Source organism: Shewanella sp. Isolate8, assembly GCF_022398495.1.
Lineage (GTDB): Bacteria > Pseudomonadota > Gammaproteobacteria > Enterobacterales > Shewanellaceae > Shewanella > Shewanella aquimarina.
On record NZ_JAKEVI010000002.1, the window covers coordinates 711,470 to 730,344 of the forward strand.

Annotated in this window: 13 protein-coding genes and 8 tRNA genes; 7 read left to right on the plus strand and 14 right to left on the minus strand. The window is 51.1% G+C overall.

All coding sequences use genetic code 11. The features are described 5' to 3' along the window. Nucleotides 1-74: 74 nt before the first annotated feature. From L1D43_RS12315 to L1D43_RS12375, 13 genes are all read right to left on the minus strand, one after another. Nucleotides 75-1,430 carry a winged helix-turn-helix domain-containing protein gene (locus L1D43_RS12315; RefSeq protein ID WP_239851923.1) on the minus strand — a complete coding sequence of 452 codons (1,356 nt, stop codon included), beginning with the start codon at nt 1,428-1,430 and terminating at the stop codon, nt 75-77. Between the two features lie 180 nt (nt 1,431-1,610). Then, on the minus strand, nt 1,611-3,986 hold the full coding sequence (locus tag L1D43_RS12320; RefSeq protein WP_160798079.1) for a cytochrome c3 family protein: 2,376 nt from the start codon (nt 3,984-3,986) through the stop codon (nt 1,611-1,613). Nucleotides 3,987-4,815: 829 nt separating this feature from the next. After that, nucleotides 4,816-4,900: transfer RNA gene (locus L1D43_RS12325), tRNA-Leu, on the minus strand. Between the two features lie 54 nt (nt 4,901-4,954). Beyond that, nucleotides 4,955-5,029 (minus strand) — tRNA-Gln (locus tag L1D43_RS12330). Between the two features lie 43 nt (nt 5,030-5,072). After that, a tRNA-Leu gene (locus L1D43_RS12335) sits at nt 5,073-5,157 on the minus strand. Nucleotides 5,158-5,310: 153 nt separating this feature from the next. Further along, nucleotides 5,311-5,387: transfer RNA gene (locus tag L1D43_RS12340), tRNA-Met, on the minus strand. Nucleotides 5,388-5,407: 20 nt separating this feature from the next. Beyond that, nucleotides 5,408-5,482 (minus strand) — tRNA-Gln (locus tag L1D43_RS12345). Between the two features lie 24 nt (nt 5,483-5,506). Beyond that, a tRNA-Gln gene (locus L1D43_RS12350) sits at nt 5,507-5,581 on the minus strand. Between the two features lie 48 nt (nt 5,582-5,629). Beyond that, nucleotides 5,630-5,714, minus strand: a tRNA-Leu gene (locus L1D43_RS12355). 91 nt (nt 5,715-5,805) lie between these two features. Further along, a tRNA-Met gene (locus L1D43_RS12360) sits at nt 5,806-5,882 on the minus strand. 268 nt (nt 5,883-6,150) lie between these two features. After that, nucleotides 6,151-7,242: a redox-regulated ATPase YchF gene (ychF, locus tag L1D43_RS12365; protein ID WP_239851925.1), complete on the minus strand. Its 1,092-nt coding sequence runs from the start codon at nt 7,240-7,242 to the stop codon at nt 6,151-6,153. A 70-nt stretch (nt 7,243-7,312) separates the two neighbouring features. Continuing rightward, on the minus strand, nt 7,313-7,900 hold the full coding sequence (pth, locus tag L1D43_RS12370; RefSeq protein ID WP_239851926.1) for an aminoacyl-tRNA hydrolase: 588 nt from the start codon (nt 7,898-7,900) through the stop codon (nt 7,313-7,315). 104 nt (nt 7,901-8,004) lie between these two features. After that, nucleotides 8,005-9,198, minus strand: coding sequence for an FAD-dependent oxidoreductase (locus L1D43_RS12375; RefSeq protein WP_345773705.1), 1,194 nt, complete (start codon nt 9,196-9,198; stop codon nt 8,005-8,007). A 199-nt stretch (nt 9,199-9,397) separates the two neighbouring features. On the opposite strand from L1D43_RS12375, the gene L1D43_RS12380 reads away from it, so the two are divergent. The 6 genes from L1D43_RS12380 (at nt 9,398) to lnt (ending at nt 15,446) form a co-directional block, all read left to right on the plus strand. Beyond that, nucleotides 9,398-9,700 carry a hypothetical protein gene (locus L1D43_RS12380; RefSeq protein ID WP_239851929.1) on the plus strand — a complete coding sequence of 101 codons (303 nt, stop codon included), beginning with the start codon at nt 9,398-9,400 and terminating at the stop codon, nt 9,698-9,700. 98 nt (nt 9,701-9,798) lie between these two features. Further along, entirely contained in the window at nt 9,799-11,223 is a 1,425-nt protein-coding gene (gene miaB, locus L1D43_RS12385) for a tRNA (N6-isopentenyl adenosine(37)-C2)-methylthiotransferase MiaB (protein ID WP_239851931.1), read from the plus strand. A 218-nt stretch (nt 11,224-11,441) separates the two neighbouring features. After that, nucleotides 11,442-12,485, plus strand: a complete 1,044-nt coding sequence (locus tag L1D43_RS12390) for a PhoH family protein (protein WP_041509037.1) — start codon at nt 11,442-11,444, stop codon at nt 12,483-12,485. Continuing rightward, nucleotides 12,475-12,948, plus strand: coding sequence for an rRNA maturation RNase YbeY (ybeY, locus tag L1D43_RS12395; protein ID WP_239851933.1), 474 nt, complete (start codon nt 12,475-12,477; stop codon nt 12,946-12,948). Before L1D43_RS12390 ends, ybeY begins: the two co-directional genes overlap by 11 nt. A 27-nt stretch (nt 12,949-12,975) precedes the next feature. Then, nucleotides 12,976-13,851, plus strand: a complete 876-nt coding sequence (gene corC / locus L1D43_RS12400) for a CNNM family magnesium/cobalt transport protein CorC (RefSeq protein ID WP_239851936.1) — start codon at nt 12,976-12,978, stop codon at nt 13,849-13,851. Between the two features lie 26 nt (nt 13,852-13,877). Further along, entirely contained in the window at nt 13,878-15,446 is a 1,569-nt protein-coding gene (gene lnt / locus L1D43_RS12405; protein WP_239851938.1) for an apolipoprotein N-acyltransferase, read from the plus strand. A gap of 174 nt (nt 15,447-15,620) precedes the next feature. Here lnt and L1D43_RS12410 read toward each other — a convergent pair whose 3' ends face one another. Then, nucleotides 15,621-16,121: a zinc ribbon-containing protein gene (locus L1D43_RS12410; protein ID WP_041509033.1), complete on the minus strand. Its 501-nt coding sequence runs from the start codon at nt 16,119-16,121 to the stop codon at nt 15,621-15,623. Nucleotides 16,122-16,242: 121 nt separating this feature from the next. On the opposite strand from L1D43_RS12410, the gene leuS reads away from it, so the two are divergent. Then, complete coding sequence (gene leuS, locus L1D43_RS12415) at nt 16,243-18,834, plus strand: leucine--tRNA ligase (RefSeq protein ID WP_239851940.1); 2,592 nt, start codon at nt 16,243-16,245, stop codon at nt 18,832-18,834. Nucleotides 18,835-18,875 lie beyond the last annotated feature (41 nt).

The window sequence follows — 18,875 nt, forward strand, 5'->3', positions numbered from 1 at the left end:
GCTTCATGCTTGACGAAAAAAGCCACTCTTATGAGTGGCTTTTTTGTGTCATCTCCAATCCAATTCTCTTTTCATTAGAGTGACACTTGCTCCCTATGAGCCCATACCATAGTCTCCCCCCACAAGGGTAGCATCCATACACCGCTATCATCATCTTGATGAAGTTGCCTCAACACCATTCGCTCATTCTGCAGTACATGTTTGCGGATCTCGCGGTATATAGTCGCAGACTCTTTCGAGATCTGTTGTGGACTGGTGAAGGAACTATCATCTACATCCACAAGGAAAGTGCGAACAGCTTTGCCATCTACTTCACTTTGCGTCAATTTAAAGTCACCACTAAATTGATAACGAATAGAGATCTCTTTAAGCATGTCATCGGTAATACATGCTGCTGCAACCAACTTACCTCGGTTTGCAGAATCAAATATCATTGATAAGCGAACATCTGCACGAACTATATTCTTACTGTCAGAGTAGTAGTAAACATCGGCTCGATAGACGTCTTCAACCACGCTTTTATCTGCTGGTGCAAATTTATCTAAGAGGATGTTGTTATAGGTCACTTGCTCCATTCTGAGCTTAGTATCCGCTAACCATTGAATATCAAGAGGTGGAGTAACGTCACCCACAGATCTGACTAAATTAAGTGGCTGTTTGTCAGTGCAACGACCATTAAATTGGTTACATAACGCCACAGATTCATAACGACCATTTTCAAAAGCAAACAACTGTTTTTCGCTGGCATTTTTAAAAATACTGTCATAGTTAAACCAATTATCAATCACACCTTGGGTGGTAATACTTTCTGCTTGGTCATCTAATTGCACTGTGTATAACAACGATTCGTTTCGCGCCAATGAGAAAGGCTTTGCAGTAATCGAAGCTACATCAGGTTCAGTAAGCAAAGAAAGGTAATTAACGGTGGCTTTTAATCCACCTGAAAAATGCAGCCCTGCAATTAACACAATAACAATACTCAATACTGTATTACGATAAAATCTCAGCTTGGTTGACTTAAGTTCACTTTCACTCTGAATTGAAATCGCTGTCGTTGATCTTCTGTCAGGAGTTTCCTGACAGCTTAGCGTGCCTACATTAGCTGCCACCGCAGGAGATCCAGTTTCTACCGTCTCAGTAATGCACAAGCTATACCCGTAGCGAGGGATATTTTTTATCTCGACATCTGTATGGCTATGCAGCTTTTTCCTTAGGCTACTCATACACTGAGTCAATGATGAAGGCGCGACCACTCTGCCTGGCCAACCAACGGCATTTAAAGTCTCTTTACTAACAACTTCACCTACGTGCTCGACTAAGTTTTTTAGTACTTCTAGCTCAGACAGTGATAATGCGCAGCGAGTCGATAACCTAGTATCGACTAACTCTCTGGCATCTAAATCAATAATTAGAAATTCAGTAATCTTCACAACCTAACCCCTACTACTTTTAGCAGCCCCCGAGCAGTATTCTACGGCACTTTATTAATCCTAAATCTGACATAATGCTGAGTTCCAATTAAACAATTGACGCTTTGTTAATATTTGTGATCCCCGTAAAAAAAGACCCTAGCAAAAAGCTAGGGCCAAAAATATTGCAGGATGAAAACTTTATTTCAGGTTATGTGATTCCTTTAGGTTATTTAAATCATGACACACTGCACATGACTCTTCGCCTGTGTACTGACCTAGCTCCACACCGAACTGTGCTCCATTTTGTTTCATATGACTCACAACATCTTTACGCACTTGACGGCGATCTTCACCCTCTTCGGCGGCACGTTTACCATGACAGCTTAAGCAAACTGCAGCGGTTGGTGATACATAGGCATCAGCTTTAGCATCCACCGCGTAACGCTTGTTGCCGCTGGTATCTTTACCATTTGCAGGGTCTAGACCGTCATAGGTATCCATATAATCAAGATCCAGCGCCAATGGCTTACGACCCACTAAGTACTTGGCATCAAAGCTATCACCTTCGTGACACTTCACACAGTTAGCAAGATCAGCTGAATACTCAACATTACGCTTCCAGCCTTCACCACCTTGGTTTGCACGGTTGTTTGCATGCATAGCGTGAATCCATACTTTCTGATCAGGGTGGCTCATAGTTAACTGCTCAACATAGTCAGCATCACCTTGCTTAGTATGAGAGTCACGTACTACCTGAGTCGGTGGGTTATTCGCATTGTGACAAGCTAAGCACTCTTCACCGGCATTTGATGCAGTTGTCCAGTCACGCTCACCACGAGGAGACAAGCTTTTCAGCTTAATCATCTCATCTAGAATACCGTCACCATCGTTATCCACTGAGCCCGATGCACAGGTAGTACCGAAGTATGCTGGATCATTCTTAGTGACAGCATGACAGCTACGACAGTTCAGTGTCATTTGAGCCATGCCATCGCTATCGCGAGTCGTCATACCATGGCATGAACCACACTTCTCGTTGGTAACGATTTGACGGCGAGGTCTTTCAGGGATAAGGCCTTTATCATCAAAGAAGTGTAACCAGTTGAAGCCTGCGGCACCTTGGCCCCAAACACTCGATGTTTCCTTACAAGACTCGAGGTTTTCCCCCTTCTTATCCATACAGAACCAGATACGCGGCGTGACCATACCATAGCTATCAGTTAGGCTACCTTCGAACTCATCTTCTAGCTCAAAAGGACCTATCTCATAGGTCGTCTTACCGTTCTCATAGCTCAGTACGATAGGATCTTCTACATAGCCAGGGAAGTTCTCCTTATTGGTGAATACGCGTAGGATTTTACCACGCTCCATTCCCATATCTTGACCACCCCAGTTGATGTAGAACTCTGAGTAATAGAAGAAGTCGACTTTATCTAGTTGCTTATTCATCGACTTACCATCTTTGTCGAGAATATCAACGGTAAGCTGTACATAACCGGTTTTAGCCGTATCTAAACCAGAATCAATGTTTTTCTGAGCTTGAGGTACTGCCACCATTTTGGCATCGGTCACAGTCAGATGCACATTTTCACGACGAGAGGTCTGTCCCTTATAGGTCGCTAAATGCACTGTCTCAACAACTTCTGGCGTATGGCAGTTTGCACACTGAGCATTATCTTCATATGGCCAGTGGTTAACGCCCTCTTTGAAGTTCACATCGGTATGACAGGTAATACAGGTTTCTTGGGTCGGTACTGTCTTCCAGTTAGTGTAATCGACAGCCTGCTCATTTTCGGAGTGACAGTTATCACAACCACCTACAGGCGCAGAAATCACACCAATATGCTTATCATGGGCAAGCATAGGAAAGACTTTAGAGGCACTGCTAACTTTATTGTCTGTGTGGCAAGAGATACAAGTTTCCACTTCTTTGTAGTGACCACCATGAATGGTGAAGTCATCGTGACAACCAGTACAGTTTTGATTGTTGATCACACTCTTAGTGTAAAGCGGTGCTTCGCCATTATTACGAAAATCATGGCTTTTGTTGGCATAGGCTAAGGTTTTTCCACCCAGTGTATCGCCACCCGTTGTGACAATGAGACGTAGTGTCTTGTCATCTGTCACACTAAAGGCTGTTTCTGTAGTCACATCCTTTAGGAACTTATAAGTATAAGTGCCATCTTGGTTGTCGGTTAATGTGCCACATTTAGCATACTTGCTGCCAGGGCAAGACTCAGAGCTAAGTAGCTTCCAGCTATTGGCATCACCATTTTGACCTTGTTCTAGGCCAGATAAAATAAAGCCAAAGTGCTCTAGGCCAACAACGGGTAAGTCTTTCTCATTAGTAACCGTAAAGGTCACTTCACTGTCACTGGCGACCAATACCTTATCGACATTCACTGCTAGGTCGGTTGCAGAGGTCGCCACAGTTAAACCAGGCTTACCATCTTTACCGTCAGTGCCATTAGCACCGTCTGCGCCTGGCGCGCCATCATCGCCACCACAGCCCGTTAAGGCCAGTCCGATGAATGCTGCTAAAGCAGTAACTTTTATATTGACTCGTTTCATCATCTGTTCCACTCACTTTTTATTTAGCCCTCTTTATTGGGGCAAGCGAAATGTAACTAACCGAGTGCAATTAAAGTGTGACCGTCTCGATTGCATTTTAGAACAAATTACTCAACGAGAAATACTGCACAAACAAAGGTGAAATTGTTAACAACCCAACCAATACAGGTTAACAACCCCAAACATATTGGTTATAAAAATGTTGACCGCAACAGAAAAAGCGTGATTGTTAGCACTAAAACGGCTAACAAAAGTTAACAAAAGGATGATTTGTTACCAAACATTAGGATTTATTACCGCTCAGCACTTATCCCACCAGCAAACCATTACAATTGATCTCGAAGAAGTACCCAATATCCGACACTGCCCCCATGTCATGACTCAAAGATAAAAAGACTTCTTGCGAAGGGCGCACAGCAAAACACATAACAAGCATTTTAAACACGTCTGATATTGTTTGTGCTCCCAGATCTCATTCACTTACTCCTCATCAGTATCATCTAGGCACTTCGTACGATTAACATGCGTAGATCGCCCCTATCTTCTTTATTGACAAGACACTTTATGAAGGGATGAATAAAATAGGAAGCGCAGAGAGCACTATTGGCGAATATAACTAAAGAAGCGCTAAACTCGGACAACAAATCGATTAGCTACTGAAAATACCGACGTCGATCTCAATTTAATGAACGCTCCAATAAAGCGCTGAGTAATCATTGATTAACTACTCTTTTAAATAAATTGGTATCGAATCTCTAAGAAGCGGCCAACAACTAGCAGGCTTCAGATACAAAAAAGCCTGTCACTTGGACAGGCTCTTCGTATTTTATAATGGTACGGGAGGAGAGACTTGAACTCTCACACCTTGCGGCACCAGAACCTAAATCTGGCGTGTCTACCAATTCCACCACTCCCGCATCGCTTTACATCTGATCAGATGGCTTAGTTTTAAATCTTAAGCTAGATAAAAATGGCTGGGGTACTAGGATTCGAACCTAGGAATGCCGAGATCAAAACCCGGTGCCTTACCGCTTGGCGATACCCCAACAAACTTTTTGGGTTACAGGCGATACCTGCAAGCCTAAATAATGGTACGGGAGGAGAGACTTGAACTCTCACACCTTGCGGCACCAGAACCTAAATCTGGCGTGTCTACCAATTCCACCACTCCCGCACTGCATCTATGTTTTATATCCTGACAAGGATAGTTCTAGTCATATGTCTGAAGGTTAAGCTTTAACAACTCAGCATTCAACTAACTAGCAAATCTCTAATTTAACATCTCGAGCAGATGGCGCCGATAACGGCGGATTTACCTTGAATAAGATGGTAGCTATGGCGGGACTTGAACCTGCGACCCCAGCATTATGAGTGCTGTGCTCTAACCAGCTGAGCTACATAGCCACATTTATCTTACTGATAAATGGCTGGGGTACTAGGATTCGAACCTAGGAATGCCGAGATCAAAACCCGGTGCCTTACCGCTTGGCGATACCCCAAGAATCAAAGTAAGCAAGAGAAAATGGCTGGGGTACTAGGATTCGAACCTAGGAATGCCGAGATCAAAACCCGGTGCCTTACCGCTTGGCGATACCCCAATTTTCTTGCTTAAGACTAAAGGTAGACAACCTCTAATCAAAAATAAATGGTACGGGAGGAGAGACTTGAACTCTCACACCTTGCGGCACCAGAACCTAAATCTGGCGTGTCTACCAATTCCACCACTCCCGCACTTGCTTCTATTTTTACATCTTGAAGAGATGGTAGCCTTTGAAATCGGGACACTGCCCTGCTACTCGTTCAGTTTTGCATCTTGAAAGGATGGTAGCTATGGCGGGACTTGAACCTGCGACCCCAGCATTATGAGTGCTGTGCTCTAACCAGCTGAGCTACATAGCCATCGTAATTTAGCGCCCCTCTTGCTGAGGAACGGGGCGTATTATGCTTATTCAGCGTAGGCAGGTCAACAGCTTTTTTTCGCTAATTTAAACTATCTTAGCCGTTCGCCTATAAACTCACCAAAGTGAACAGGCCTTATGCAATTCGCCCCTAAAAACCCGCAATTAACGCCTTTTTTCAGCCGCTGCAGAAAGCAAAAAGGCCCGATAATGAGTATCGAGCCGCTTAAGCGTTTATTGGTTTTCGCCGCCAAGAACGGCGTCAACCACTAAACGTTGAAGAGGAAATGCATCACATCGCCATCTTTAACCACATAGGTCTTACCTTCGACGCGCAGTTTACCCGCTTCTTTGGCACCCGCCTCACCCTTATAGGCGATGAAGTCATCATAAGACATCACCTGGGCACGAATGAAGCCACGTTCGAAGTCGGTGTGGATCACGCCAGCCGCTTGCGGCGCACAGGCTCCCACAGGTACTGTCCAGGCACGAACCTCTTTCACACCGGCGGTAAAGTAAGTGTGCAGATCCAGCAGCTGGTAACCGGCGCGGATCACACGGTCTAGACCAGGCTCTTCCAGACCCAGGTCGGCCATGAACTCGTCACGATCTTCGGCATCCATCTCGGCCAGTTCAGATTCGATCGCCGCACAAACAGCAACCACAACCGCATTTTCTCTGGTGGCGATTTCACGTACCGCGTCCAGATGCGGGTTATTCTCGAAACCATCTTCAGCAACGTTAGCGATATACATGGTCGGCTTAAGGGTCAGGAAGTTAAGGTAGTTAACCGCCGCCAGCTCCTCTTTGCTGAGATCCATAGAACGCAGCATGTGACCTTCGTCCAGCACGGGGCGCATCTTCTCAAGTACGCTCACCTCGAACTTAGCGTCCTTATCGCCGCCCTTAGCACGCTTTTGCTGACGCACGATGGCGCGCTCACAAGAGTCCAGGTCGGCCAGCGCAAGTTCAGTGTTGATCACCTCGATGTCGCTTGCAGGCGATACCTTGTTGGCCACGTGTACAATATTCTCATCTTCGAAGCAGCGCACCACATGACCGATAGCGTCGGTTTCACGGATGTTCGCCAGGAACTTGTTGCCCAGGCCTTCACCTTTCGAAGCGCCCGCCACTAGGCCGGCGATGTCGACGAACTCCATGGTGGTTGGCAGTACACGTTCAGGCTTAACGATTTCCGCCAGGGCCTCCAAACGTGGATCCGGCACAGGTACCACACCCGTGTTAGGCTCGATCGTACAAAACGGGAAGTTTGACGCTTCGATACCCGCCTTGGTCAAGGCGTTGAACAGAGTCGATTTACCTACGTTTGGTAGGCCGACGATGCCACATTTAAAACCCATATTATTACCTTTATTCAATTAATCTTATCGCCTAAGCGATAATGAAGCTGTTCACTGCCGAGTTATCGGCTTAGCCGGCCTTGTAAGAGTGCAACCTGTGCATCGCCTTACTCATATCATCCTTAAAGAGCACCTCGGTGGCACGCACCGCCTCGTCAATCACCTCTTCGATGAGGCCTTGCTCTGTCTGCGGCGCCTTGCCCAGCACATAGTTGCTGACCATGCTCTTGTCGCCAGGATGCCCTATGCCGATACGCAGGCGATAGAAACCTTTGTCGTTACCGAGCTTGGCGATGATATCTTTCAGGCCATTATGGCCACCATGCCCCCCGCCCAACTTAAACTTAGCCACGCCTGGTGGCATATCCAGCTCGTCGTGAGCCACTAAGATCTCATCGGGGGCGATACGAAAGAAGTTTGCCAATGCTCCCACCGACTTACCACTGAGGTTCATAAAGGTCGTTGGGATCAACAGGCGTACATCTTTACCATACAGGGTCGCCCTGGCGGTCAGGCCAAAGTATTTGCTATCGGCCACCAGGCTGACACCACAAACCCGTGCCAGCTCGTTGACATACCACGCACCTGCGTTGTGCCGAGTTCGCTCATATTTGTCGCCTGGATTAGCCAAGCCTACGATAAGCTTTATATTGCTCATTTCACCCTTGTCCGTTCGCAAGTGCCAATAAAAAACGCGGCATTTTAGCACTCAATCGAGTCGGCAACAAATTTATCCGGGGCGGGAGGTCTACGCCATGATGCTTAGAGCCCCATGGCGTATTTGAGTACCTTCTGTTTGATGGGCCCATCGATATTAGCCAGCTTGAGGGCGCCGTTTCTAAGCAGTTTCAACGGCAAGAGCTCGTTACTAAAGCCGGCGTAGAAGAGATCCATGGTGGTCATCATCAACTGATTGTCTGTATAACGCTTAGCCTGATAGCTCTTGAGCACCTCGTTATCCCACCAGCATTTATGGTTAGCGATGGCATCGGCGAAGGTGTCTATCAGGGCGCTGACATCCTTAAAGCCCAGGTTGACGCCCTGGCCGGCCAGCGGGTTGATGGTATGGGCAGCGTCGCCCAGGATCACCAGGTGTTCGTCAAAGTAGCGCTGGGCATGGCGACGGGTCAGCTTGAAGCTTCCCTTAGAGAGCACCTTGAACTCACGGGCCAGGCGTTTAGGGAAGTGGGCATCTATCTGCTCATACAGCGCCTGATTACTCAGGCTTTGTAGCTGAGCGATACGACTGGCATCATCGTACCACACCAAGGAGGCATGCTTACCCGGCAGCGGCAACAGGGAGCGCGGCCCCTTAGGGGTAAACTGCTGCCAGGTGACATCCTGCTCTTCCTGCTCGGTGGCGATATTGATCAGCATGGCCGACTGGGCGTAATCCCACCCCGTCATGCCGATCCCAGCCCACTGACGCACCTGAGAGTTAGCGCCATCGGCGCCCACCAACAGACGTGTCTCTATCTCACTGCCATCGTCCAGAGCTAGACGAATGCCATCGTCGACACGGGTAAACTGACTCACCTTGGCCGGGCAGAGCAGGCTAAGGTTGTCATGGTGCTCAAATTGCTGCCACAGCGCCAGCTGCACCAGGCGGTTCTCGACGATATGCCCAAGGTGAGTGGCACCTATCTGGTCGCTGTGAAACTGGGTAATGCAGCCATCGATTTCCCAGGTTTCCAGCCCCTTGTAGGCCACCTGGCGCATCTCACCGAGGGCCGACAAGGCGCCTAGGCGCTCGAGCAACTGCTCTGAGGCCACGCTGATGGCCGACACCCTAAGATCCAATGCCTGCTCACCGTCATAGGCCTTAGGCGCATAGGCCTCAACCACCGCCACCGACAGGCCAAGCTGCGCTAACCCGAGGGCGGTCGCCGCCCCCACCATACCGCCGCCTAACACGACAACATCTTTTACTAAGGTCTTGCGCTGGTTCTGACTCACCTTGAGTTCGACTCCCTACTTCTTATTACCAAATATGTCACATCGGCGGATTGCGTATATAAATGTTACCAGGCTGGCAACTGCTCACACTCAGTTACAAAGGCACGGCGCGTAACTCAGATGAGGCCTTTACACTCTCAATTCACAGCTAACTTGCAAAACAGCTAAACCAACAATGCTGAGTGTCATGGAGTGTCCTATGAAAAAGTTACTGATAGCCAGCCTATTCACCGCCGCCAGTCTAATGTCGGCCTCGGCCCCTGCGACGAGTGCCCCTCTGATGGAAAGGATGACTGTAACCTATCGCAACCCGCTAGATTATGCCCTATATCAATATACGATTGAATTAATGAGCCATTATAGGGCGGAGATTCGAACTAGCATACAGCGCCAGGCCAAAAACAATAGTCAGGCGATGGCCGATGCCTTCTTTAACCAGACTACTCAACGGCAGGTCGCCCTGGTGGATTTCCCGGCCAAAGCAACCGCCCGAACCGAGTAAATTCGCGCTTATGACGTGCAAAAGCTAGCCAGCGGAGCACTCAGAGGGTAAAATGTCGCGCTATTTTTCCCAGTAGTTGCAACAACGGCGCAAAACTGATGAGTAAGAAACTCCACATTAAAACCTGGGGCTGTCAGATGAATGAGTATGACTCATCAAAGATGGCCGACCTGCTCGACGAATATCAAGGCTACACCTTGACCGAAGAGGCCGAGGAAGCAGATGTACTGCTACTCAATACCTGCTCGATTCGCGAAAAAGCACAGGAAAAAGTATTCCACCAGCTGGGTCGCTGGAAGACGCTAAAAGACAAGAACCCTAACCTTATCATAGGTGTAGGTGGCTGCGTGGCGTCTCAAGAAGGTAAGGCAATCAAAGACAGAGCTCAATGTGTCGACCTGATCTTCGGCCCACAGACGCTACATCGTCTGCCTGAGATGATCGAACAGATCCAGCAAGGCGGCAAGGCTGTTATCGACGTCAGCTTCCCCGAGATTGAAAAGTTCGACCGCCTGCCAGAGCCGCGCGCCGAGGGCCCAAGCGCCTTCGTCTCCATCATGGAAGGCTGCAGCAAGTATTGCTCTTTCTGCGTGGTGCCATACACCCGTGGTGAAGAAGTAAGCCGTCCGCTGGACGATGTGATCCTAGAAATCGCTCAGCTCGCCGAGCAAGGCGTACGCGAGGTTAACCTGCTAGGCCAGAACGTGAACGCCTATCGCGGTGCGACCCACGATGACGATATCTGTACCTTCGCCGAGCTGCTGCGTTATGTGGCCGCCATAGACGGTATCGATCGTATTCGTTTCACCACCAGCCACCCGATCGAGTTTACTCAGGACATCATAGATGTGTATGAAGACACTCCAGAGTTGGTGAGCTTCCTGCATCTGCCGGTGCAGTCTGGTTCTGATCTGATCCTCACCCAGATGAAGCGTGGCCACATGGCCATCGAGTATAAGTCGATCATCCGCCGCCTGCGTAAGGCAAGACCCGATATCCAGATCAGCTCTGACTTCATCGTCGGCTTCCCTGGCGAGTCTAAGCAGGATTTCGCCGACACCATGAAGCTGATTGAAGATGTGCAGTTCGACCACAGCTTCAGCTTTATCTACAGCGCGCGTCCTGGCACGCCCGCCTCGGACCTGCCTGACGATGTGTCTCTCGATGAGAAGAAGGAACGCCTGGCGATTCTGCAAGACAGAATCACCCAGCAAGCGATGCGCTACAGCCGTCAGATGCTCGGCACAGTGCAGCGTATTCTGGTTGAAGGTCCTTCGGTCAAGAACCCGATGGAGCTGCGCGGTCGCACCGAAAACAACCGTGTAGTGAACTTCGAAGCCGATCCTAAGCATATAGGTAGCTTCGTCGACGTCGAGATCGTCGACGTGTTCACCAACTCGCTGCGCGGTAAGTTTATCCGTGGCGAAGATGAGATGGATCTGCGCCGCGACCTGCGCCCGTCTGACATCCTGGCCAAGCATAAGAAAGATGACGATCTTGGGGTGACTCAGTTTATCCCTTAGGCCTCACTTAAGGCCTAATTGAAGAGCGACCCTAGGGGTCGCTTTTTTATTGGACGTCGAATCGGTAAACCCTATTAGCGGCGGCGAATTTTCAATCAAATGGTGCAATCAAATAGCATTAGCAATTAAACTTAATGCCTCGTAAACTGTCACTATAGTCTGTTGGGAATTATCCCCTACAGGACACGCTTTAACGACAAACGCAACTGGAGCTATTTTTGTCAAACAAACTCACAACGCTCAATCTGTATCTCGAGCCGTCTGATACCCGTCGACTAGCATCGCTCTGCGGGCCCTTTGATGACAATATCAAACAACTCGAGCGTCGTATCGGCGTCGAGATAAACTATCGCAACAACCATTTCCAAATTGTCGGTCAGGCCCGCAACTGCCTGACGGTCAATAATCTGCTCAAAGAACTCTATGTCGAGACCCAGCCGGTACGTGGCAGCACGCCAGACCTGGAGCCCGATAAGGTGCACATGGCGATTCAAGAGGCGATCGCCCTGGAAGCCGAGGCCCCTCGCGACGACAAAGAGCTCTATATCAAGACCAAACGCGGCGTGGTCAAGCCCCGCAATCCCAACCAGAGCGATTATGTGGCCAATATCGTGCGTCACGACATCAGCTTTGGTATCGGCCCTGCAGGTACGGGGAAAACCTACCTGGCAGTCGCAGCGGCGGTCGACGCCCTGGAACGCCAGGAAGTCAGACGCATCCTGTTGACCCGTCCAGCGGTCGAAGCCGGTGAGAAGCTCGGCTTCCTCCCGGGCGATCTCAGCCAGAAGGTCGACCCCTATTTGCGCCCCCTGTATGACGCCCTGTTTGAGATGATGGGTTTCGAGAAGGTCGAGCGCCTGATTGAGCGCAGCGTCATCGAAGTCGCGCCGCTGGCCTATATGCGTGGTCGCACCTTAAATGATGCCTTTATCATCCTGGATGAGAGCCAAAATACCACGGTGGAGCAGATGAAGATGTTCCTCACCCGTATCGGCTTCAACTCCCGCGCGGTGATCACCGGCGATATCACCCAGATCGACCTGCCCAAGCATCAGAAGTCTGGCCTTCGCCATGCCATCGAAGTGCTAAGCGAAGTCGACGAGGTAAGCTTTAACTTCTTCCAGGCCAAGGATGTGGTGCGCCACCCCGTGGTTGCCCGTATCGTCGAGGCCTATGAGGCACACGATCAGAAAGTGGCAAGCGAGAAGGCCAAGCGCGAGAGCCAGTTTAAGGCAGAGGAGCCTAAGCATCATGACGCCTGATAACCCAATCGCACTACAACTGGATCTGCAACTCGCGACCCAGGCCAAGCAGGTACCGAGCCAGGCACAGTTTGAGTCTTGGGTGCGTCTGGCCCTGGGCAACGTCATGCCCGAGGCGGAGATGACCATACGCCTGGTCGATGAAGCGGAAAGCCAGCAGTTAAATCATACCTATAGAGGCAAAGACAAGCCAACAAATGTGCTATCATTCCCGTTCGAGTCGCCCCCGGAGGTAGAACTGCCGCTGCTGGGCGACTTAGTGATCTGTGTGCCTGTGGTCGAAAAGGAGGCTGAAATCCAAGGAAAAAGCCTCGAAGCCCACTGGGCCCACATGGTTGTACATGGTTGTCTGCATCTGCTAGGGTATGATCATATTATCGATAGCGAAGCAGAAGAGATGGAGTCTTTAGAGACTCAACTTATTGAAAGTTTGGGATTTCCCAATCCTTACAAGGAGCAATAGCCGGCCAATTCTGGTCAGGAAATTACTATGAGTGACGATAACCCACCGAGTAGCAACGCCCATAAGAAGGGCTGGTTTGAAAAAGTAAGTCAGTTATTCCAGGGCGAACCACAGAGTCGCGACGAGTTAGTGGAGGTGATCCACGACGCTGAACAGAGAGAAGTGATCAGCGAAGACACGCGCGAAATGATTAAAGGTGTTTTAGAAGTCTCCGATCTGCGCGTGCGTGACATCATGATCCCACGGGCACAAATTGTGGCGCTAAAAATCGACAACACGGTAGAGGAGCTACTGTCGACCGTCATCGGCTCGGCCCATTCCCGCTTCCCCGTGGTCAACGAAGATAAAGATCATATCGAAGGCATACTGCTGGCCAAAGATCTTCTGCAGTACGGCTTTAAGAACAATGAAGAGCCCTTTTCTCTCGAGCAGGTGATCCGCCCGGCCGTGGTGGTACCAGAGAGCAAACGTGTCGACGTGCTGCTAAAGGAATTCCGTTCTCAGCGCTACCACATGGCGATCGTCGTCGATGAATATGGCGGGGTATCTGGCCTGGTGACCATCGAGGACATCCTCGAAGAGATCGTCGGCGAGATCGAAGATGAGTTCGATCACGACTCCGCCGAAGAGACAGAGATCCGCAAGGTGGGTAAACAGATCTACATGGTCAAGGCACTGACCCCCATCGAAGACTTCAACGAGACCTTCGGCACCCAATTTAGTGACGAAGAGTTCGATACCGTCGGCGGCCTGGTCTCCCACGCCTTCGGCCACCTGCCCGAGCGCAACGAGAAGATCACCATAGATGAGATTGAATTTAAGGTGATTAGCGCCGATACCCGCAGGCTGGTTCAGCTTAGGGTTAAACTTCCCGATCCCCAGACCGAAGAAGAAAGCGCGTAAACCTTCGGTCCCCTGATGAGGCTATAATGCTGCTACGACTTAGGGCAATTGCCCATCATGCTGTAATACGGCTGGTACTCGCCTATCTGGCGGGTGCCAGTACCGCACAGGCTTTCGCCCCCTATGGCCTCTGGCCCATCTACCCGCTTGCCATGGCATTCGCCTTGGGTCACAGCCGCACGCTGACCCCGAGACAAACCTTTCTCTACTGGCTAAGCTTCGGCTTTGGCTGTTTCTCGGTGGGGATCAGCTGGGTACACGTCAGCATGGACACCTTCGGTGGCCTGCCGCTTATCGCCTCTCTGGGACTCATGGCCATCCTGGCCCTCTATCTCGCTCTCTACCCGGCCCTGGCGGCCTACCTCAGTATCAGACTCGTGCCAAAGTCGCTAGTGCTGCGCTATCTCGCCGTCTTCCCCGCCGCCTGGGTGCTCACCGAGTGGGCCAGAGGCTGGGTATTGACGGGTTTTCCCTGGCTCTGGGCCGGCTACAGCCAGACCAATGGGCCTCTGGCACCTTTAGCCAGCAACATTGGCGCCCTGGGGCTCAGCCTTGTCCTGACTATAATCGCCGGCGCCTTGGCCTTTGCCGTCACACCTAGCGGCAAGGGAGTGAGGGGAATAGGATTAAGAGCCATACCATTACTGCTTATCACTAGCCTTGCGGGCCTGGGGGCATTCGCCAGCACACAGCTGTCGCCCATTTCGCCAACGGGTAAGTCCGTCAGGGTGGCACTGGTGCAGGGCAATATCGCCCAGAGCATGAAGTGGCAGCCCGAGGCGCTCTGGCCCACCATGCTCAAGTATATGGATCTCTCAAGGCCGTCGCTGGCCGACACCGACCTGTTTATCTGGCCTGAGGCGGCGATCCCCGCCCCCGGGTATATGGTGGAAGAGTTTCTCGACAACGCCAACAAGGTCGCCAACCTGAATAACAGCGCCATTATCACAGGCATCATCAGCAAGCAACAGAATCGCTTCTATAACTCGCTGATTGTCCTGGGTAACCACCAGCAGTTACAGCAAGAGAGCCCTGATTATCGCGGAGATGGCAGCAACGAGTTTCGTAAGCATCATCTGCTGCCCATAGGTGAGTTTGTGCCCCTGGAAGATCTGCTCAGGCCGCTGGCGCCCTTCTTTAACCTGCCCATGTCCTCCTTCGCCAGGGGCGATTTTAAACAGCCCAATTTAGATGTCGTGGGTCATCAGGTGGCACCGGCCATCTGTTATGAAATTGCCTTCCCCGAGCAGCTCAGGGCTAACGTGAATGCCGGTACCGAGCTGCTGCTCACCGTCTCCAACGACGCCTGGTTCGGCAGCTCAAACGGGCCTTTACAACACATGGAAATAGCCCAGATGCGCGCCATCGAGTTGGGTCGCCCGCTACTAAGAGCCACCAACAATGGGGTGACCGCCGTGGTTAACCCAAGTGGCAAGATAACCCATAGCCTGCCTCAGTTTGAAACTGGCGTGCTCAAGGCCGAGGTTCCTCTGGTTACTGGCAGTACGGTTTTTGCTCGCTGGGGCCAGACGCCGCTCCTACTGCTGTGCACCATAGTCTTGATAGGCGCGGTGATCCGCAGACTAAGGCTCTAGCTCCAGAACTGGCCCACCAACAAATTTCGAGCAGATACAAAGATCCCCGCTATCGCGGGGATTTTTTATGAGCAGGTCAGACTCACGACTCTGGTGAGATGCTTAAGCGTCTGGCGCTCAAACGACAAGTCCTCAATACATCAGGCTCTCAAACAAGAAGTGCTCTACAGGTTGTTAAGGCGCCAGCGCCTCGCGGGTAAACTGATCGCCGTCGCACTCTGGGCAATCTGGGATCACGCCGGGGAATTCGATACGCATCTCATGACCGCAGCCGGTACAGACCATGACTCCCTGACCCACTATCTCACCACTCTGATAATAGCCGTGATGCTTGAAGTCCTGGGTCACCTCATGCCACTCAATCTGGCTTCTGTCGGTTATCTCACTCAGCCAGTGCCACAGGGTATTCTCGGCGGCGATGACTGTGGGGCTATGGCTGAGATCCGTGGCATTCTTCTCAGCCAGGTAGCTGCCGATATCACGCTTTAAAAAATCTTCCACCAGGGCAAGCTCCTCCTCCTTGGCTTGCTCCTTAAGCAGCAAGAACTCCTTACTCGCCGTGACAGTCTTATATAATTCCTTTGCAGTCATTGAGTTATCTTCAGAGAAATCCGATTTCACCTGCTCGAATAGGGCCTGGTAAAGCGATAGCAACTCGGTACTTCTTTCACTCATGTTCAATACTCCTTCATGCGAACCTTTTTAATGACTCACTTCTAGTTTATTCTATGCAGATCTAACTCGCGCGCAAGATGCGCAAGATCAAATAAATAGGCGGCATGGCCGGGAATCATCAATGCAAGAGCAATATCTACCTTCAGAGATTGAAGCTAAGGTGCAGCAGCACTGGCAAGACACTAAAACATTTGAAGTAACCGAGGACGAAAGCAAAGAGAAGTTTTACTGCCTCTCTATGTTTCCATACCCTTCAGGCCGACTGCATATGGGCCATGTCCGCAACTACACCATAGGCGATGTCGTTGCGCGTTACCAGCGTCTGCAAGGAAAAAACGTATTACAACCCATAGGTTGGGACTCTTTCGGTCTGCCTGCTGAAAATGCCGCCATCAACAACAAGACGGCGCCTGCCCCTTGGACCTATGAAAACATCGACTACATGAAGAACCAGCTGAAGATGCTGGGTTTCGGCTACGACTGGAGCCGTGAGATCGCCACCTGCACCCCAGAATACTACCGTTGGGAACAGTGGTTCTTCACCAAGCTGTATGACAAAGGGCTGGTCTACAAGAAGACCGCCTCGGTAAACTGGTGTCCAAACGATGAGACCGTACTGGCCAACGAGCAGGTACAAGACGGCTGCTGCTGGCGCTGTGACACCCCAGTGGTGCAAAAAGAGATCCCGCAGTGGTTCATCAAGATCACCGACTACGCCGAAGAGCTGCTAAACGACATCGACCAGCTGGACGAATGGCCGGAGCAGGTCAAGACGATGCAGCGCAACTGGATCGGCCGCAGCGAAGGCATCGAGATGACCTTCCAGGTCGAGGGTAGCGATCAGAGCTTCGACATCTACACCACTCGCCCAGACACAGTAATGGGCGTGACCTATGTGGCAATCGCCGCCGGTCATCCGTTGGCGCAGCAAGCGGCAGAGAACAACCCTGTGCTGGCCGACTTTATCGAAGAGTGCAAGAACGCCGATACCTCGGAAGCCGCCATGGCCGCCATGGAGAAGAAGGGTGTCGATACAGGCCTTAAGGCCATCCACCCGCTGACAGGCAAGCTGGTGCCTATCTGGGCCGCTAACTTCGTGCTGATGAACTATGGTACGGGCGCCGTGATGTCCGTACCTGGCCACGACCAGCGCGACTACGAATTTGCCACTAAGTATGGCCTGCCGATCGAAGGCGTGATCAAACCTGCAGATGGCGAGCTGGATATCAGCGAAGAAGCCTACACTGAGAAGGGTATCCTGTTTAACTCTGGCGACTCATTCCCAGAGCTGGATGGTCTAGACTTCCAGGCAGCGTTCGATGCCATCGACGCAAGACTCTCTGCCGAAGGCAAGGGTAAGCGTCAGGTCAACTATCGTCTGCGTGACTGGGGTGTCTCCCGTCAGCGCTACTGGGGCGCACCTATCCCTATGGTGACCCTGGCCGACGGCACTGTGATGCCAACCCCAGAAGATCAACTACCGGTGATCCTGCCGGAAGATGTGGTCATGGATGGTATCCAGAGCCCAATCAAGGCCGACAAAGAATGGGCCAAGACCCAGGTTAACGGTCAGGAAGCCTTTAGAGAAACTGATACCTTCGACACCTTCATGGAGTCTTCTTGGTACTATGCCCGCTACTGTAGCCCTAAGGCAGACCAGATGCTGGATCCTGCCAAGGCCAACTACTGGCTGCCGGTGGACCAATATATCGGCGGCATCGAGCACGCCTGTATGCACCTGCTCTACTTCCGCTTCTTCCACAAGCTGCTGCGCGACATCGGCCTGGTCAACAGCGACGAGCCGGCCAAGCGCCTGCTGACTCAGGGCATGGTACTGGCCGATGCCTTCTACTACACAGATGAGAAAGGTGCTCGCGTCTGGGTATCGCCAAACGATGCCAAGGTCACCGAAACCGACGACAAGGGCCGTATCGTCAAGGCCGTCGACAGCCAAGGTCATGAACTGGTTTACACCGGCATGAGCAAGATGTCTAAGTCGAAGAACAATGGTATCGACCCACAAGAGATGGTAGACAAGTACGGCGCCGATACCGTGCGTCTGTTCATGATGTTTGCCTCGCCACCAGAGCTTACTCTTGAGTGGCAAGAGTCGAGCGTAGAAGGGGCTCACCGCTTCATCAAGCGTCTGTGGAAACTGGCTCACGACCATGTGTCACAAGGCCCAACCGTTGCCCTGGATGTCGCCTCACTCGATAGCGCTCAAAAAGAGCTTCGCCGCGAGCTGCACAAGACCATCGCCAAGGTAGGTGACGATATCGAGCGTCGTCAGATGTTCAACACCGCCATCGCCTCTGTGATGGAGCTGATGAACCGTCTGCAAAAGGCACCGATGGAAAGCGAGCAAGACAGAGCCCTGATGCAGGAAGCCCTGTGCGCAGTGGTACGTCTGCTCTACCCTATCATCCCGCACACCAGCTTCGAGCTGTGGCAGGCACTGGGTCACGAAGAGACGATTGAAAACGTGCTTTGGCCGGTCGTCGATGAGTCAGCGCTGGTCGAAGACAGCAAGCTGATCATTGTACAGGTGAACGGCAAGCTACGCGCCAAGGTGACAGTGGCCGCCGACGCCGACAAAGAGACGGTGGAAGCCGCCGGTATGGCAGAGGAAGGTGTTATCAAGCACACCGAAGGCAAGACGGTACGTAAGGTCATTTATGTACCAGGTAAGCTACTCAATATCGTAGCTAACTAATTGCCCGCTCTACTCGGCCACCTCTGGTGGCCGAGTCTTAT

Excerpts from the sequence above, each read along its gene's own strand:
- L1D43_RS12320 (WP_160798079.1), bottom strand. The coding sequence starts at position 3,986 with ATGATGAAACGAGTCAATATAAAAGTTACTGCTTTAGCAGCATTCATC.
- ychF (WP_239851925.1), bottom strand. The coding sequence starts at position 7,242 with ATGGGTTTTAAATGTGGCATCGTCGGCCTACCAAACGTAGGTAAATCG.
- pth (WP_239851926.1), bottom strand. The coding sequence starts at position 7,900 with ATGAGCAATATAAAGCTTATCGTAGGCTTGGCTAATCCAGGCGACAAA.
- L1D43_RS12380 (WP_239851929.1), top strand. The coding sequence starts at position 9,398 with ATGAAAAAGTTACTGATAGCCAGCCTATTCACCGCCGCCAGTCTAATG.
- miaB (WP_239851931.1), top strand. The coding sequence starts at position 9,799 with ATGAGTAAGAAACTCCACATTAAAACCTGGGGCTGTCAGATGAATGAG.
- ybeY (WP_239851933.1), top strand. The coding sequence starts at position 12,475 with ATGACGCCTGATAACCCAATCGCACTACAACTGGATCTGCAACTCGCG.
- corC (WP_239851936.1), top strand. The coding sequence starts at position 12,976 with ATGAGTGACGATAACCCACCGAGTAGCAACGCCCATAAGAAGGGCTGG.
- lnt (WP_239851938.1), top strand. The coding sequence starts at position 13,878 with ATGCTGCTACGACTTAGGGCAATTGCCCATCATGCTGTAATACGGCTG.
- L1D43_RS12410 (WP_041509033.1), bottom strand. The coding sequence starts at position 16,121 with ATGAGTGAAAGAAGTACCGAGTTGCTATCGCTTTACCAGGCCCTATTC.
- leuS (WP_239851940.1), top strand. The coding sequence starts at position 16,243 with ATGCAAGAGCAATATCTACCTTCAGAGATTGAAGCTAAGGTGCAGCAG.